Source organism: Shewanella sp. HL-SH4, from assembly GCF_051164845.1.
GTDB lineage: Bacteria > Pseudomonadota > Gammaproteobacteria > Enterobacterales > Shewanellaceae > Shewanella > Shewanella glacialimarina.
In genome coordinates, this window is record NZ_CP195037.1 from 4,076,297 (window position 1) to 4,090,689 (window position 14,393).

The 14,393-nt window shown below is 41.8% G+C and carries 12 protein-coding genes and 1 pseudogene; 6 read left to right on the plus strand and 7 right to left on the minus strand.

Annotated elements, in window-relative coordinates; translation table 11 throughout:
• Positions 1-34 precede the first annotated feature (34 nt).
• The 3 genes from nagZ to ACRWQL_RS18885 all read left to right on the plus strand — a co-directional run bounded on the left by nagZ (position 35) and on the right by ACRWQL_RS18885 (position 3,349).
• Positions 35-1,051 carry a beta-N-acetylhexosaminidase gene (gene nagZ / locus ACRWQL_RS18875; RefSeq protein WP_434951586.1) on the plus strand — a complete coding sequence of 339 codons (1,017 nt, stop codon included), beginning with the start codon at positions 35-37 and terminating at the stop codon, positions 1,049-1,051.
• Positions 1,052-1,653: 602 nt separating this feature from the next.
• On the plus strand, positions 1,654-2,256 hold the full coding sequence (locus ACRWQL_RS18880) for a hypothetical protein (RefSeq protein WP_434951588.1): 603 nt from the start codon (positions 1,654-1,656) through the stop codon (positions 2,254-2,256).
• Positions 2,243-3,349, plus strand: a complete 1,107-nt coding sequence (locus ACRWQL_RS18885; protein ID WP_434951590.1) for a helix-turn-helix domain-containing protein — start codon at positions 2,243-2,245, stop codon at positions 3,347-3,349. Before ACRWQL_RS18880 ends, ACRWQL_RS18885 begins: the two co-directional genes overlap by 14 nt.
• A gap of 922 nt (positions 3,350-4,271) precedes the next feature.
• Here the strand turns inward: ACRWQL_RS18885 and ACRWQL_RS18890 are convergent.
• From ACRWQL_RS18890 to ACRWQL_RS18900, 3 genes are all read right to left on the minus strand, one after another.
• Entirely contained in the window at positions 4,272-5,285 is a 1,014-nt protein-coding gene (locus ACRWQL_RS18890; RefSeq protein ID WP_434951592.1) for a peptidoglycan binding protein CsiV, read from the minus strand.
• Positions 5,286-5,362: 77 nt separating this feature from the next.
• The gene (gene mfd, locus ACRWQL_RS18895; protein ID WP_434951594.1) at positions 5,363-8,872 is read right to left on the minus strand and encodes a transcription-repair coupling factor; all 3,510 of its coding nucleotides are present in this window, start codon (positions 8,870-8,872) and stop codon (positions 5,363-5,365) included.
• 28 nt (positions 8,873-8,900) lie between these two features.
• Complete coding sequence (locus ACRWQL_RS18900) at positions 8,901-9,521, minus strand: hypothetical protein (RefSeq protein ID WP_434951596.1); 621 nt, start codon at positions 9,519-9,521, stop codon at positions 8,901-8,903.
• Positions 9,522-9,677: 156 nt separating this feature from the next.
• Between ACRWQL_RS18900 and ACRWQL_RS18905 the strand changes: the two are divergent.
• From ACRWQL_RS18905 to lolE, 3 genes and pseudogenes are all read left to right on the plus strand, one after another.
• Positions 9,678-10,923: pseudogene (locus tag ACRWQL_RS18905) on the plus strand (lipoprotein-releasing ABC transporter permease subunit).
• Complete coding sequence (lolD, locus tag ACRWQL_RS18910) at positions 10,923-11,645, plus strand: lipoprotein-releasing ABC transporter ATP-binding protein LolD (protein ID WP_434951598.1); 723 nt, start codon at positions 10,923-10,925, stop codon at positions 11,643-11,645. Before ACRWQL_RS18905 ends, lolD begins: the two are co-directional and overlap by 1 nt.
• Positions 11,638-12,879, plus strand: a complete 1,242-nt coding sequence (gene lolE / locus ACRWQL_RS18915) for a lipoprotein-releasing ABC transporter permease subunit LolE (protein WP_434951600.1) — start codon at positions 11,638-11,640, stop codon at positions 12,877-12,879. Before lolD ends, lolE begins: the two co-directional genes overlap by 8 nt.
• A gap of 115 nt (positions 12,880-12,994) precedes the next feature.
• Here the strand turns inward: lolE and ACRWQL_RS18920 are convergent, their stop codons facing one another.
• From ACRWQL_RS18920 to tusD, 4 genes are read right to left on the minus strand one after another with little or no spacing between them, the layout of a single operon-like run.
• On the minus strand, positions 12,995-13,324 hold the full coding sequence (locus ACRWQL_RS18920) for a TusE/DsrC/DsvC family sulfur relay protein (protein WP_434932000.1): 330 nt from the start codon (positions 13,322-13,324) through the stop codon (positions 12,995-12,997).
• Positions 13,325-13,341: 17 nt separating this feature from the next.
• On the minus strand, positions 13,342-13,638 hold the full coding sequence (tusB, locus tag ACRWQL_RS18925) for a sulfurtransferase complex subunit TusB (RefSeq protein ID WP_434951602.1): 297 nt from the start codon (positions 13,636-13,638) through the stop codon (positions 13,342-13,344).
• Positions 13,635-13,991, minus strand: coding sequence for a sulfurtransferase complex subunit TusC (gene tusC / locus ACRWQL_RS18930; RefSeq protein WP_226415469.1), 357 nt, complete (start codon positions 13,989-13,991; stop codon positions 13,635-13,637). The genes tusB and tusC overlap by 4 nt, the downstream gene beginning before the upstream one ends.
• Before the next feature lie 12 nt (positions 13,992-14,003).
• Positions 14,004-14,393: a sulfurtransferase complex subunit TusD gene (tusD, locus tag ACRWQL_RS18935; RefSeq protein ID WP_434951604.1), complete on the minus strand. Its 390-nt coding sequence runs from the start codon at positions 14,391-14,393 to the stop codon at positions 14,004-14,006.

Genomic DNA, 14,393 nt, shown 5'->3' on the forward strand with positions numbered 1-14,393 from the left:
AAGCTTATTAGGTTAAATTATACGAGGTATACGATTGAGCTATTTAATGATGGATCTAGCCGGACTGACAGTGTCAGCGCTAGAAGCAGAGCAACTACAACATCCTCAAGTGGGCGGTATTATTCTATTTACCCGCAATTACGCGAGTAAATCTCAACTCATTGAGCTAGTTAAGCAAGTCAGAAATATTCGGCCTGAACTATTAATTGCCGTTGATCACGAAGGTGGTCGAGTGCAACGCTTTAAGCAGGACTTTACTCATATTCCTGCTATGGGCGATATTTTACCCGCTGCAAAAGGTGATTTAGCATTAGCAAAATTGTGGGCTAAAGAGTGCGGTTTTTTAATGGCGGTTGAACTGTTAGCCTGTGATATCGATTTAAGTTTTGCACCTGTGTTAGATGTTAATGGCATAAGTGAAGTGATTGGTAAGCGAAGTTTTAGTGCTAATCCTGATGAGGTGTCTAACTTAGCGGCAGAATTTATTATTGGTATGGAACAAGCGGGCATGGCTGCTGTGGGTAAGCATTTCCCCGGTCATGGCAGCGTTGCTGCAGATTCCCATGTGGCTATGCCAGTAGACAGTCGCAGCCTGGCGCAAATTGAAGCCTTTGATATGCAACCTTTTGCCAATTTAATGGCTAAAGGGCAATTAAATGGTGTTATGCCTGCACATGTTATTTATGATCAAGTTGACCCCAACCCTGCGGGATTCTCTACTTATTGGCTACAGAATATATTGCGCCAACGTTTAGGGTTTAAAGGGGTTATTTTCTCTGATGATTTAGGCATGAAAGGAGCCAGCTTTGCCGGTGACTATTTAGGCAGAGCGCAAGCGGCGTTAGATGCGGGTTGTGACATGATTTTAGTTTGTAATGACCCAACCGGTGTAGCGGCATTATTAAGCGAGTTTACCTGGCCAGCAAATCCTCCGATAGCCAATGCATTAAGTTTAAAACCCGACACACTCAATGTGGTTAATGCGTTAGAGCAAGATGCGCGCTGGTTAGCGGCAATTGTAACGGCTAAACAAATCCATGCAGCAGTGTAAGTTTTCGCAGTCACAATAAAAAAGCGGCTATCAATAGATAGCCATTTTTTTTAGATATTATTTACACCGTAAGTGTGCGTTTATATTATAGTTTGATATTTTTTGGGACTTTTGGTGAGGAAACGGGTTAAGGACTAACACATTTCTGCCCCAAAACGAGTTAGTGCTGTTGCTCAATCGAAACATATTCATTTCGGTTTGCCATATATTTTCTAATTTCACATGATCTGCAAGAATGAATCTAAAACGGTGGCCAGTATTAGTTAGCCACTACATATCGGCCTCTGAATTTATTGACCCTACTGTCTCAAAATTAAGTGTCCGATGGAATTAGACCAGAACACCGGTTCAGCGACAATTAGAATGGCCTGTCTCATCTTTTGAACTTAAATGAAGCAACCCTTAATATAACAACATTTAACTGATGCCTTTAGTAAGGCTTCAAATCGCTTTTAAGCGACATTTTAACTACCTAAAAACTGTTGGTTTACAAATCTAATAATTTGCATACTTGTAGTTGACAAAAGTTAATTTAAGCATAGAATAGTGTTAGTTGACATTTCACAACTAATGCACAGTTTAATTTAACTCAAGGATTCAAAATGGTAGCTAACCACCCTGTAGATTTTTCAGCGGATTTGACTGAAGAGCGTCTCAACATTGTTTGTAATCTCTGCTTAGATGCAATTGCAGATAGCTTGATTGATTCCAGTTCAATTTATGATACTCCATGGACAAAAGGGTGTCTTGCCTATGGAAGGTTACAGGGGTTGGTGATTCATATGGCTAAGAGTAGGGACTATGAATGGATTGTTCTTGCAAATAAGACTATGGATTTTACGGCTCGCATAGGCTCAACTCTCGTTCAGTTTGTAGTAGATGACCCATATAACCCTAAGAAAACTCACAGACTGCACACTAATTCCGTTGAGAATATGCAACTCAGTCTTGATTTCGAAATAAAAGCTAGAGTTGATGTAGCTACATGGAGAGTATTTATTACTTTTGATAAACAAGATCAACAAGTTGAACCATCAGCTGTTCTCGTTGGATTCGATTTTAATCAAAATCCTATTTGTTTTTGGAATTATGAAGATACGATACCTATGCCAGTAGCCGCAGAATTAACGAATGTAGTAGAAATTCCTGAACCACTACTAGCACGTAAACAAAATCGCGATGATGAAGTAAATGAAACAAGGTAATTTTTTCTCTGGTAGTATTTTGTCAGATTATAATGGTGATAAATTAAGAATTGCACGTGTAGCATCAGGCTATTCATTAGTCGATGTCGGAGCAGAACTTGGGGTTACACGCCAATATGCACATAAACTCGAAAACGAAGCTGTTCCTTCTGATGAACAGCTAGCTCAACTGGCACGGCTATTAAATGTTAAAGAAAGCTTTTTCTTTAGTCAAAGACGAAGACCTATAGAGGTTGAGCAATGTCATTTTCGGAGTTTGAGATCATCAACTCAAACATTGAAAAAAATGACAATGGCGCAAGTTGAAATCTTTGACGATAATTTTCTCCGTTTTTTAAATGAAGAAGTAGAGTTTCCTGCCGTAAGACTTTTAGATGTATGTGATAGTGATATTCAATCTACTATTTCAATAGAAGTTATAGCCGAAAAGTTTCGTAGAGAATTAAGCTTAGGTTTAGGCCCTATTTCTAACGTAATTAAACTTGCGGAGTCTATTGGCTGTATTGTTGTAAATCTACAAGAAGCTGACGAACGTATTGATGCCTTTTCTGTTTACAATGGACGTCCGATTATAGTTAGAAATACTGCGAAAAGCAGTCCATGTAGATTACGATTCGATATCTCTCACGAGATAGGGCATTTAATCATGCATAGAGGTGTAGAGACGGGCTGTCGTGTCACTGAAAGCCAAGCTAATAGTTTTGCGAGCGCTTTTTTAATGCCAAGATCAAGCTTTAGTGCTGAATTTCCAAAAATGCGTGGTCAATATTTTAATTGGGAAGCTTTAGAGGATCTTAAAGTTCGCTGGGGCGTTAGCTTAAAAGCAATTTTATATAGAGCAAGCAAACTAGGTTTGATTACTCCTGAAAAAGCTAAAACAGGTTTTACGACTCTTGCTCGTAGTGGCCAAGCAAAAGTGGAAAATGGAGACGAGCGATTAACTGCCGAAGAACCTATGATGATTCAAAGGGCTATCGATATGTTAGATATCTATACATGGACAAAGCTACTTCAAAAAAGTGGACTAAAAGATGAAGTATTGATTAACCGATATCGCCTAAGAATTCCGATGCCTCATTTAGTCTCAATTTGATTTTTGTTAGGCTATTACCTTGAATTAATTGCCTATAAATGGCATCAAAAATTGTTATCAACATTCCTCAGATTAGCCCTTACTAGAACAACAATACACAGAGGTGTTTCGTAAGGGCTGAAAATCAGAATAATTCCAGTTAAGCGATGAAAATAAAGGACAGGGACATCATATTCTGATTATTACCATCCTCAACTAGTTTTTCGTGATCTGATCTTTCACTGCTTAGTTAAGGATGGCCTTCATGATGGTTTGAGATACTTCTACTAATCAACACCAGCCTCTAAATGCTTACTCATCCATGCTTTAATTGCTACTAGTGTAGTGGCTCAGTAGTTTTGACCAGGCATTTGTAGGTAATTGTGATACTAGAAGTTATCTGAAAACCAAACTTTGTCCGATCTTTGTGACACGGAAATGTCCAAAAACGAGTTAACTCTTGTTCGGATTTAGCTTTTACTACAATCACAAATGAAGCTAAATCGAAGAGATATAAATGCGGGTGCAGATGAGCCAGCGAGTATCCAAAACAAGGATGTTTTGGTTAAGCCCACATGGAGGTGCTTGCGGCGTCTCGCTGGATCATCTGCACTTGTAGGTAATCTTTGACGCCAATGAAAATTTAATTGAGTTTTAAAATTTAGTCTGGTCAGAGAAAACCTTTATAAAAACAAATCTTGCAACCCGCTTTTGTCCAAAAGTGAGTTTCAAAGTGATCAAACTTTATTCTAAAAAAATGAAATTTGTCCTCTGTTAATTTATCAAACTATTACGTCATTACCGTTCATGACAACCTTAATTTTTTATCAAATTATATTATCGTCGTACAGTAAGCATATTTTCAAGTATAAAAAAACCGGATACACGATCCGGTTTGTACTCGTTCTAGATATTATTCACCTAGATAGCATTAACTTAAGGATTACTGGCCATAGGGTTGCACAACACCGGATTGACTTTGACTTTGATAATTTGGTTGGGCTTGATAGCTAGGTTTACTTAAATCAATTGGCTTTACCGAGGTTGGCTGAGCCATTTTGCGAATTTGCATTACCATGCCCATTTGCGGATGATCAAAGTAGTGAATTTCGCCACTGCGCACCCGACGGTTTTGCGCTAATGGGATCACTTGTAAAAACGGCTTCATCGTCTTTTCAACTTTAGTATTGACCGCATTAAACTGATTGAACTCGCTACGGTTAGACTCGACTAACTTTTGAGTCGGTTTACGCAGCGCTAAATTATTTTCAATATATAAATAATGGCTTAAATAAATATTGATGGTGCCGTCGAGCTCCCATACCGGTTTTTTTTGCTCGGTTTGAGTCATATCGCCCAAGGTTGAAAAGTCATTCATTGACAGTTGATATGACGATTCGGTTTGAGATTGTCCACTCACTTGCTGACCGTGATAATCAAATTGTTTCGAAAAGTCTTTCCCACCAAATATTCTTACCGGAGTTGATCTGCGCTGTGACTCCATATTTTGCTGCCAGGTTAAGTGCACAACCGGTTTGACATTACGTTCACGGCTAACGGTACGGATAATATCTTTAAATTTGCTTTGGCTGTCGGCAAGCAAGAGTGGCCCTATGCCTATATAAGCTTGCTGTTCACTTGATGCTGCAATAGTAAATGGCACCTGGCTTGGGTGACTGCGTATCGTACTGCTGGTTAACGGGTCATTACAGTCTGGGGTGATCTCGGTAGACCAATCATTAGCACTGCAACCACTGAGTCCCGCAGCAACGCCGGTAATATCTGTGCTGATTAAGGGCGTGATGAAGTCGACTGCACGATCGCTAATTTTCGGTGCAACGGCATTAGTCCATTGCTCAAGCGATGAGCTTTCACGTTCAAAAACAAATACCTCAACCTCAAACCAAGATTCAGCTTGGGCTTGAGATGAAAACGTTAACGCACCGAGCGTTGCCATGGTTATCGCGATACTGGGTAACGCTGATATTTTGCAAAGCACATTTTTTTTAAAAAGCACTGTTATATTCAAAAGCACTACTGCTCTCCAGTTTGATGTTTAGCAAGCTGTTCAAGTAAAGTCTTTAATAATTCGAGCCTGTCTTTACTGGTTTCAGCTGGAATGGTGAACTTTAACTTATTTGGCCCATCCATTCGATAGATTTGTGGCTGCTTTTGTAATAAACCGATGATAAACATTGGATCGACCCTATGTTCCGCTCCAAATTCTAAGCTGCCACCTTTTGAGTGCATCTCAATACGTTGCAGCCCTAGCTCTGTTGCCTGGTGTTTATATAAGGTAATGTCCATCAAGTTACGGGTTGGATCGGGTAGCATACCAAAACGATCAATAAACTCGACTTTTAGTTCATCAATCATGGTTTCAGAGTCACAATTGGCAATTCGCTTGTATAGTGATAAACGCATATTGACGTCACCAACATAATCTTCAGGCAGCAAGGCTGGAATACGTAAGTCAATGTCACAAATCGCATTCATCATATAGGCTAATGACGGCTCTTTGCCTTCCTTAAGCGCTTTGACGGCTGATTCGAGCATTTCCATGTACAAACTAAAACCAATTTTACTGATATGCCCGCTTTGCTCATCACCGAGTAATTCACCTGCACCACGGATTTCGAGATCTTGGGTGGCTAACAAAAATCCTGCGCCCAGATCTTCCAGGGCATCAATGGCTTCTAAGCGTTTACGCGCATCTGAGGTCATACGTTTTGGGTGCGGTGTCATCATATAGGCGTAAGCTTGATGATGTGAACGGCCCACTCGGCCCCGTAATTGATGTAACTGGGCCAAGCCAAACATGTCAGCCCTGTGTATCAAAATAGTATTGGCGCTAGGCACGTCAATGCCGGTTTCGATAATAGTGGTACATACCAGTACGTTAAAACGTTGATGATAAAAGTCAGCCATCACTCTTTCTAAATCGCGTTCGCGCATTTGGCCATGGGCGGTTACGACTCTGGCTTCGGGTAACAGATCGCGAATGTCCTGGGCCGCTTTTTCAATGGTTTCGACATTATTATGCAAATAATACACTTGGCCACCGCGTAAAATCTCACGCAAAATGGCTTCTCGTACTGTGGCAATATCGTACTCGCGCACAAATGTTTTCACCGCTAAACGTTTTGCTGGTGGCGTAGCAATAATCGATAAATCTCGCATACCCGACATGGCCATATTCAAGGTGCGCGGAATAGGCGTGGCGGTTAAAGTTAGAATATCGATATTAGCTCGTAAGGCTTTAATCTTTTCTTTTTGACGCACGCCAAAGCGATGTTCTTCATCAATAATTAGTAAGCCGAGGTTATCAAACTTAGCCTCTGCTGTGAGCAGCTTATGGGTACCAATAACGATATCCACTTTGCCTTCACTTAATGACTGCACCACTTGATTTTGCTCTTTAGTGGTTCTAAAACGTGACATCACTTCAATTACGAATGGCCAATCAGCAAAGCGGTCAGTAAAGTTTTCATAGTGCTGCTGTGCTAACAAGGTTGTGGGTACTAATACGATGACTTGTTTTCCGGCATTGACGGCAACAAAGGCTGCGCGCATAGCCACTTCTGTTTTACCAAAGCCCACATCGCCACACACTAAACGGTCCATGGCCATAGGTGCTTGTAAATCTGCTAATACCGCATGAATCGCGCTTTCTTGGTCAACGGTTTCTTCATAGGGGAAACCTTGGGCAAATACGGCGTACTCTTCCTCATCAAGTGCCAAGGCTTCACCTGGTCGTGCTTGACGGCGGGCATAAACATCGAGTAATTCAGCGGCAACATCACGAATACGTTCAATGGCTTTTTTCTTGGCTTTGGCCCAAGTTTCGTTGCCTAGCTTATTTAGTTGAGTGTTTTCATCATTACCGACGCTAAAACGGCTGATTAAATGCAGTGAAGACACAGGCACATAAAGTTTATCACCACCAGCGTACTCAAGTTTTAAATACTCAGCGACTAAACCGCCGGTGTCTAAGGTTTCTAATCCTTGATAAAGCGCGACACCATGCTCTAAATGCACAATAGGTTGGCCAACTTTTAGTTCGGCTAAGTTTTTAACCAACACATCAGTACTGACTTGTTTTTGCTTCTCACGTCGACGCTGCTGTGAAATACGATGACCGAATAATTCGGTTTCACAAATAATGCTGACTTTACCTTTAGATCCTAGCTCTAACTCACATCCGCGAGAAAGCGGAGATACCACTAAACCGATAAACTCTTTGGCGATGACATAGTCATCAATGTGCTTAAACAGTTTTGGTTTAATACCAATTTTTGCCAGCAATTCAATCAAAGCTTCACGTCGACCTTCAGATTCAGCCACAAATAGCATTTGCGGATGCTGTTGACTGTATTCCTGTAGTGCTAATAAAGGCTGTTTGAGTTTGTGATTGGCATTGATATCACTAATGCTATTTGCCTTAGCAAGTAGAGCATGTTTTGGCTGTGAATCTGGATTAATTTGACCTTGCTCATCAAACACTGCATTAATGACTTGGCTGCGGGGCATAGGTTTAAATGCCGCAAACAGTTGGTCCGCTAGCAGGTAAAGCTCTTTGGGTTCTAATAGGGGCCTTAATGGATCAACGCGGCGATCTTCATAACGGCTGTGCACTTCCTGTAAATGATGCTCGCAGGCTTTATCAATGTCACCCAAGGTAATAAGCTGGCTTTGTTCTGGCAGGTAATCAAATAAGCTAGATGATTCATCAAAAAACAGCGGTAAATAGTTTTCTATGCCCGCTGGCATGATATTACGACTCACCGATTGATACACTGATTCGGCTTCTTTAGAAATCACTTCAAAACGGCGACGATATCGCAGCCTAAAGCCTTCAATTGCAGCACTGTCTGTAGGAAACTCTTTCGCGGGCAGCATTCTAATTTGCTCAAGTGCCATGCCTGAACGTTGGGTATCAACATCAAAAAAGCGGATGGTTTCCACTTCATCGTCAAACAGTTCAATACGCAGTGGCTGTTTGGAACCCGTAGGGAAAATATCAATAATCGAGCCACGAATGGCAAATTCACCGTGTTCATAAACCTGATCAACAATATGGTAGCCCGTATCGGTCAGGTGCTGACGAACTTGATCAAGGCTATATATGTCGCCTTTTTTCAAAATCATCACGTTGGCGGTTAAAAATGATTTTGGCGGGAGTCGCACCATCAAGGTGTTTACCGGCACAATCACCACGTTATGATTACTTTGGCTTATCTGCGCCAGTGATTCTAAGCGCTGCGAGATTAAGTCTTGATGCGGCGAGAAACTGTCGTAGGGCAGGGTTTCTCTGTCAGGAAATAAATACACATTGACACCAGTATGGGCCAAAAGATAGCTGAGTTCGGCTTCTAAGGTCAGTGCACTTGGGGTGTCATGGGTGACAATCAGGCTGGTACCTGAATGCTGGTTAATTAAATTTGCGACAGTGAGCGCTTGGGATACGCCGCCTAGGGTGGTTAAAACTTGCTGTTGTTGGCCTTTTTTAACACTTGGCGGAGCGATTACACTAAATTGTTTCATTTAATTGATTAACTTGTATTAAGAGAACTTACAGATTGTCTTTACGCAGCTGCTTGCGCAGTTTAAGCATTTTTTGTTGCACAGTTAAACTGGCTTTAACTAACTGTTCAACATCTTCATCTAAAATTTGGATGAAGGCGAGGTCAGTTTGCCATAATGCCTGTTCAATCGTTGCTGGATTATTTGGAACAATGGCTTCTTGTTTATCTGCTGGGTATGAGCCAGTGACTTCACAGATACACAGTACGGCAACCACTTCGGCATGAAGATATATATGACAACTAAAAATACTGCCAACATCTATTTGTTTGTCTGAAAAAAGGCTTAAGCCGCTGCCGCCAAACTGATGTCCTTGATATTGCACCCCAGCTTGTGCTTCTTTTTCAAGCACATGCTGCAATACTAAATCGACTTTACGGGATTGTAACTTTAAAAATTCAACAATAGATTGGGTCGCACTGTCTAGCTGGCGTAACTGCAGCAAGCAATTTGATTCAAGCGCTTTAACTTCTGACAGTAGTTTAAGTCCAGTAGACTGCATTTGCCTGAGTTGGGTGTCATCAGGGATAGGACGTTGTTTATCCCAGGGCGAAAGATAAACATTAAATTGGTGAGGTACGCTAAAATAAGAATTGCTATCGTTTATCAAGGTTTGCCTCTTTATTTATCAATCTAATACCCCTATTATCATGCCCAACTTGATGGTTTAGCAAGTCATAAGCTTTTTGTAATGGTTTTAGCGTCAATTTTGACTCAAGCATAACCAATATACGCGCTAATATGCGCATTGGATGACAAATTTTATATGAATTTTGGATTTTCTTTTTTTATGGGGTTTCGATATTGGCGTGCACGTAAAGCCAATGCGTTTGCGTCATTTATCACGTTGTTTGCCGTGTCTGGTATTTTTCTCGGTGTGGCCGCGTTAATTGTGGTCAGCTCGGTAATGAATGGCCTAGAAGGGCAACTTAAAAACCGCATTTTAGGTGCTGTACCGCAATTGACCTTAGTGCATCAAACAGGATTTGATGATTGGCAGGCTCAAGCCACCTTTTTACAGCAACACAAACAACTAAAGAATGACATTGTCGGCATTGTTCCCAGTGCGACGACCCAAGGCATGCTGCAATCCAGTGCTAATATCGCCGCTGCGCAAGTATTAGGCGTTTACCCTGAGCTTGAACAAGGTTTTGTCGAGCATTATATCCCACACATATTCAAGCGCCTTTGATGCGTTAACACCGGGAAGCTATGCCATTGTATTAGGTAGCGAACTCGCTAGAAACTTAGCGGTTAAAACCGGCGATCAAATTCGCATTTTAAGTGGCGATGGTGTGGTGTATTCACCGCTAGGTCCTGTGCCAAGTCAGCGTAAATTCACTGTGGCCGGCGTATTTGAAATGGGTGCTCAGGTCGACGCTTCAGTTGCCTATGTACATTATCAAGACGCTCGTCGCTTAATGCGCCAAGACCCTGATGTTATTTCTGAGCTGCGAGTGTATTTAACTGATCCATTTAATGTTGCTAGTATCGCGCCATTGACGACCAAGCTGTTACAAAATCAAGGTGTTGAAGCAACTCACCGTGACTGGCGTGCTGATTTCGGCCATTTATTTGCTGCGGTAAATATGGAAAAAAACATGATGTCGTTGATGCTCAGCCTTATTGTGGCGGTAGCGGCGTTTAATATTGTGTCAGCATTGGTCATGATGGTGGTTGATAAAACCACAGATGTAGCAGTGCTTAAAACCCAGGGATTAACGACAGCTGCTGTAATGAACATCTTTATCGTGCAAGGCTCGCTCAATGCTTTGTTAGGCTTAGGATTAGGCACCCTTATTGGCGTTATTTTAACCCTAAACTTAAATGAGATTTTAACCACCTTGGGTGTTTCTATTCTGGGCGCAGGCCAAACACTGCCGGTGCAATTATCATTCGCTCAATTGAGTGTCATTATTGTTGGCACCTTGTTGATTACCCTAATTGCTACTATTTACCCAGCGTTACACGCCGCACAGGTTCAACCCGCTACCGCATTGAGATACGAATAATGACCCAGAAAAAACAGGTTTTATTAACCATTAGCCATGTTAGTAAGCATTACCATGATGGTGACGTCACCACCCAAGTGCTTACTGATGTTAATCTTGAGGTTTACAAAGGCGAACAGTTAGCGATAGTAGGCAGTTCAGGGTCGGGCAAAAGTACCTTGCTGCATATTATGGGCACGTTAGACACCCCAAGTGACGGCAAGGTGATGTTAGATGGCGAAGATATCTATCAGTTATCATCGGCAAGACAAGCAAGCCTGCGCAACCAAGATTTAGGCTTTATTTACCAGTTTCATCATTTGTTACCAGAATTTAGTGCGATTGAAAATGTCGCCATGCCAGCTTTTATTCAAGGTAAAGATAAACAACAGTCGTTAGCTAATGCCAAAGTGTTATTAGAGCGGGTTGGTTTAGGCCATAGATTGGAGCATATCCCAGCGCAATTATCCGGCGGCGAGCGTCAACGTGTAGCGATTGCCCGTGCGCTAATTAATCAACCTAAATTAGTGTTAGCCGACGAGCCAACGGGCAACTTAGATGCCAGCAGTGGCGAAACCGTATATCAATTGATCCGTGAACTAGCCCAACAATTTGGTACTGCCTTTGTGGTGGTAACGCACGATCATAAGTTAGCCGCTAAAATGGACCGTCAATTGACCATGAAAGATGGCGTATTACAGGTTGTTGTAAATAACCCGTCAGTAGGAAGTGACCATGAGTAAATGGTTACCCTTTTTAATTGGTTGGCGTTTTTATCGCGCGCGGCAAAATAATGGTTTTATTGGTTTTATTTCATTTGCCTCTACCGCAGGTATCGCCTTGGGTGTAGCGGTATTGATAATTGTATTGTCAGCCATGAACGGCTTTGAAAAAGAGCTTCAAACTCGTTTACTTGGGGTGATATCACACGGCGAATTAGTGGGCGTGAATGAGCCTATTCAAGACTGGTTAGCGATTGCTGAAACCGCTAAAAACATCCCGCAAATTACCGGTGTAGCGCCTTTTGTGCGCTTGCAGGGATTAGTGCAAAAGCCTGGTGGTTTTCAGGGGATAGTGGTTAACGGTATTGATGTTGATTATGAACAGCAAGTATCAAGCATTGCGCAATATATGAATGACAGTGCCTGGCAGTCTTTGCAAGGTTCAGACAATCATATTGTGCTGGGTCGCAGTTTACTCGACAAACTGCAATTAGAGGTGGGCGATACATTGGCAATGTACACGCCTGCCGCTAACAACAATCGCTTAAGTGCGGCTAAAAGCCATCGGTTTGTGGTCAGCGGCGTGTACGATTTAGGTGGTGAAATTGAAGCCTCACAAGCCTATGTGCCGTTAAAATACTTAAGTGAACTATTGAATATGGGCGATGGCGTTAGCGGTATTCGATTACAAGTCGATAATGTATTTAGCGCCCCTAGCGTTACCCGCGACTTAGGTTATGCTCAGGAACAATATCTATACCTTAATGACTGGACACGAACCCAAGGTCACCTTTATCAAGATATACAATTAGTGCGAATGGTGATGTATTTGGTGTTGGCGTTAGTTATCGCCGTAGCCTGTTTTAATATTGTGTCGACGTTAGTGATGACTGTACGCGACAAGGCGTCTGAAATTGCAATTTTAATGACCATGGGATTAAAACGCTCCGCTATTATGGCTATTTTTATCATGCAAGGCGGACTAAACGGCTTATTAGGTTGTTCGATAGGCGGTATTTTAGGTATGTTGATTGCGGTTAATTTAAGTGCAATAGCGAAGGGCTTAGAATCAATGTTAGGGATCCAGTTGTTGGACTCGGACATTTATTTTATCGATTTTTTGCCATCACAATTACAAACCCACGATGTACTTTTTGTGGTGTTTATTGGACTAGTAATGAGCTTGTTGGCGACGATTTATCCCGCTTGGAAAGCCACTAAAATTGCCCCTGCAGCGGCCTTGGCTGGTCGATAATAATTGGCTGGTCGCTAATAAACTGCTCAGCTATCTGCAAGCGAGTAAACGGCTAGATCATAAAAAGTGCCTTTAACATTAAAGGCACTTTTATCAAATAATATTGCAATTCATCTTAAAGACATTTAGCGGGTTTAGGCAATCCGGCAATTTTTGTTGCCTGCTTAGCCGGGCCAACGGGGAATAGGGTATACAGATACTTAGAATTACCTTTATCCGCTCCTAAGCTTTGGCCAATGGCTTTCACTAGTACCCGAATAGCTGGGCTGGTTTTATATTCCAAATAGAAGTTACGTACAAAATGAATCACTTCCCAATGCGCTTCAGATAAGGCAATGTTTTCAGTAGCCGCTAAAACGGGCGCCATATCAAGTTGCCAATCATCCACTCTTTTAAGATAGCCTTGTTTATCGGTTTCAATGGCTTGACCATTAAACTCAAACATAAATTCAAATGACTTTTCTACCATGTGATGACCTTACTATGGCGCAGTGTTTGATTAACAAATTCAGGGTAATCAATCGGGTGAATATTAGGATATTGCAGCTTGGCTATTTTTGCTGATAAGCCTCGGGCTTGAATGTCATCACTTAACACATAGACGTCATTATTTTGCATAGCCGTTAATAATTGCGGCTTGAGTAGGGCGTTTACCGCGTCAGCCGCCAATAAAATACTGTCATCAGCCGCTATGTATTTTAAACATAGGCTTAAAGCATTATCACTCGTGGTTGATGTTTGAATGTGATGTAAAATCAAAATACCAATACCTCATCCGCCAAAGCTAATTGTGCTGTAATCGCTTGAGCGCTTGCTGACTCCACATCAATAGCTAAATCATCCACTGTTAACCCCATTGTATTAAGAGACTGCTCACAGGCCAATACGGTTTCTATTTCGTATAAATCAAACGCTTTAAAAACCGATACGTAGTCTTTGCTACCGGCCAGTTCAGCGTGTTGTTCAGGTAATAAATGCAGCACAGCTTCATCGCAAAAAATCAACGACACTTGCTGCTCAAAGCTGGCGCTCAGTAAGGCAAAATCTATCCCTTCGCGGGTATAAGTTGTGCCATAAGGAGCGTGACGAAATACAATGCAAATCTGTTTCATTTTAGTCAGTCCTTAAAAGCACACTAAGCGATCGGCATGTTCTATGCCGCTAACAAGCTCACCTAAGCCACCCATCACAAATACATGGTTACTGTTCCAATGGGCTTTAGCATTTTCAAGCGCATCTTGTTCAGACAACACACCACGGCGCAGTGCCGCTGAAACACAATTGATAACTGGGGTGTGATTATCTTGTGAGAAGGTTAGCCACATTTGCTGTAGGTTAACTTCATCGGAAGCCGGGCAATTAAGGGCATTACTATTGTATACACCGTCTTGATAAAAAAAGACTTTTACAATTTGATGGCCAGCAAAAACCGCAGCTTGGCAGAACTTAAGTGCTCTAAAGCTGGCTGTAGACCCATAGGCTGGTCCGTTCACTTGTACAATAAATTTATTCAT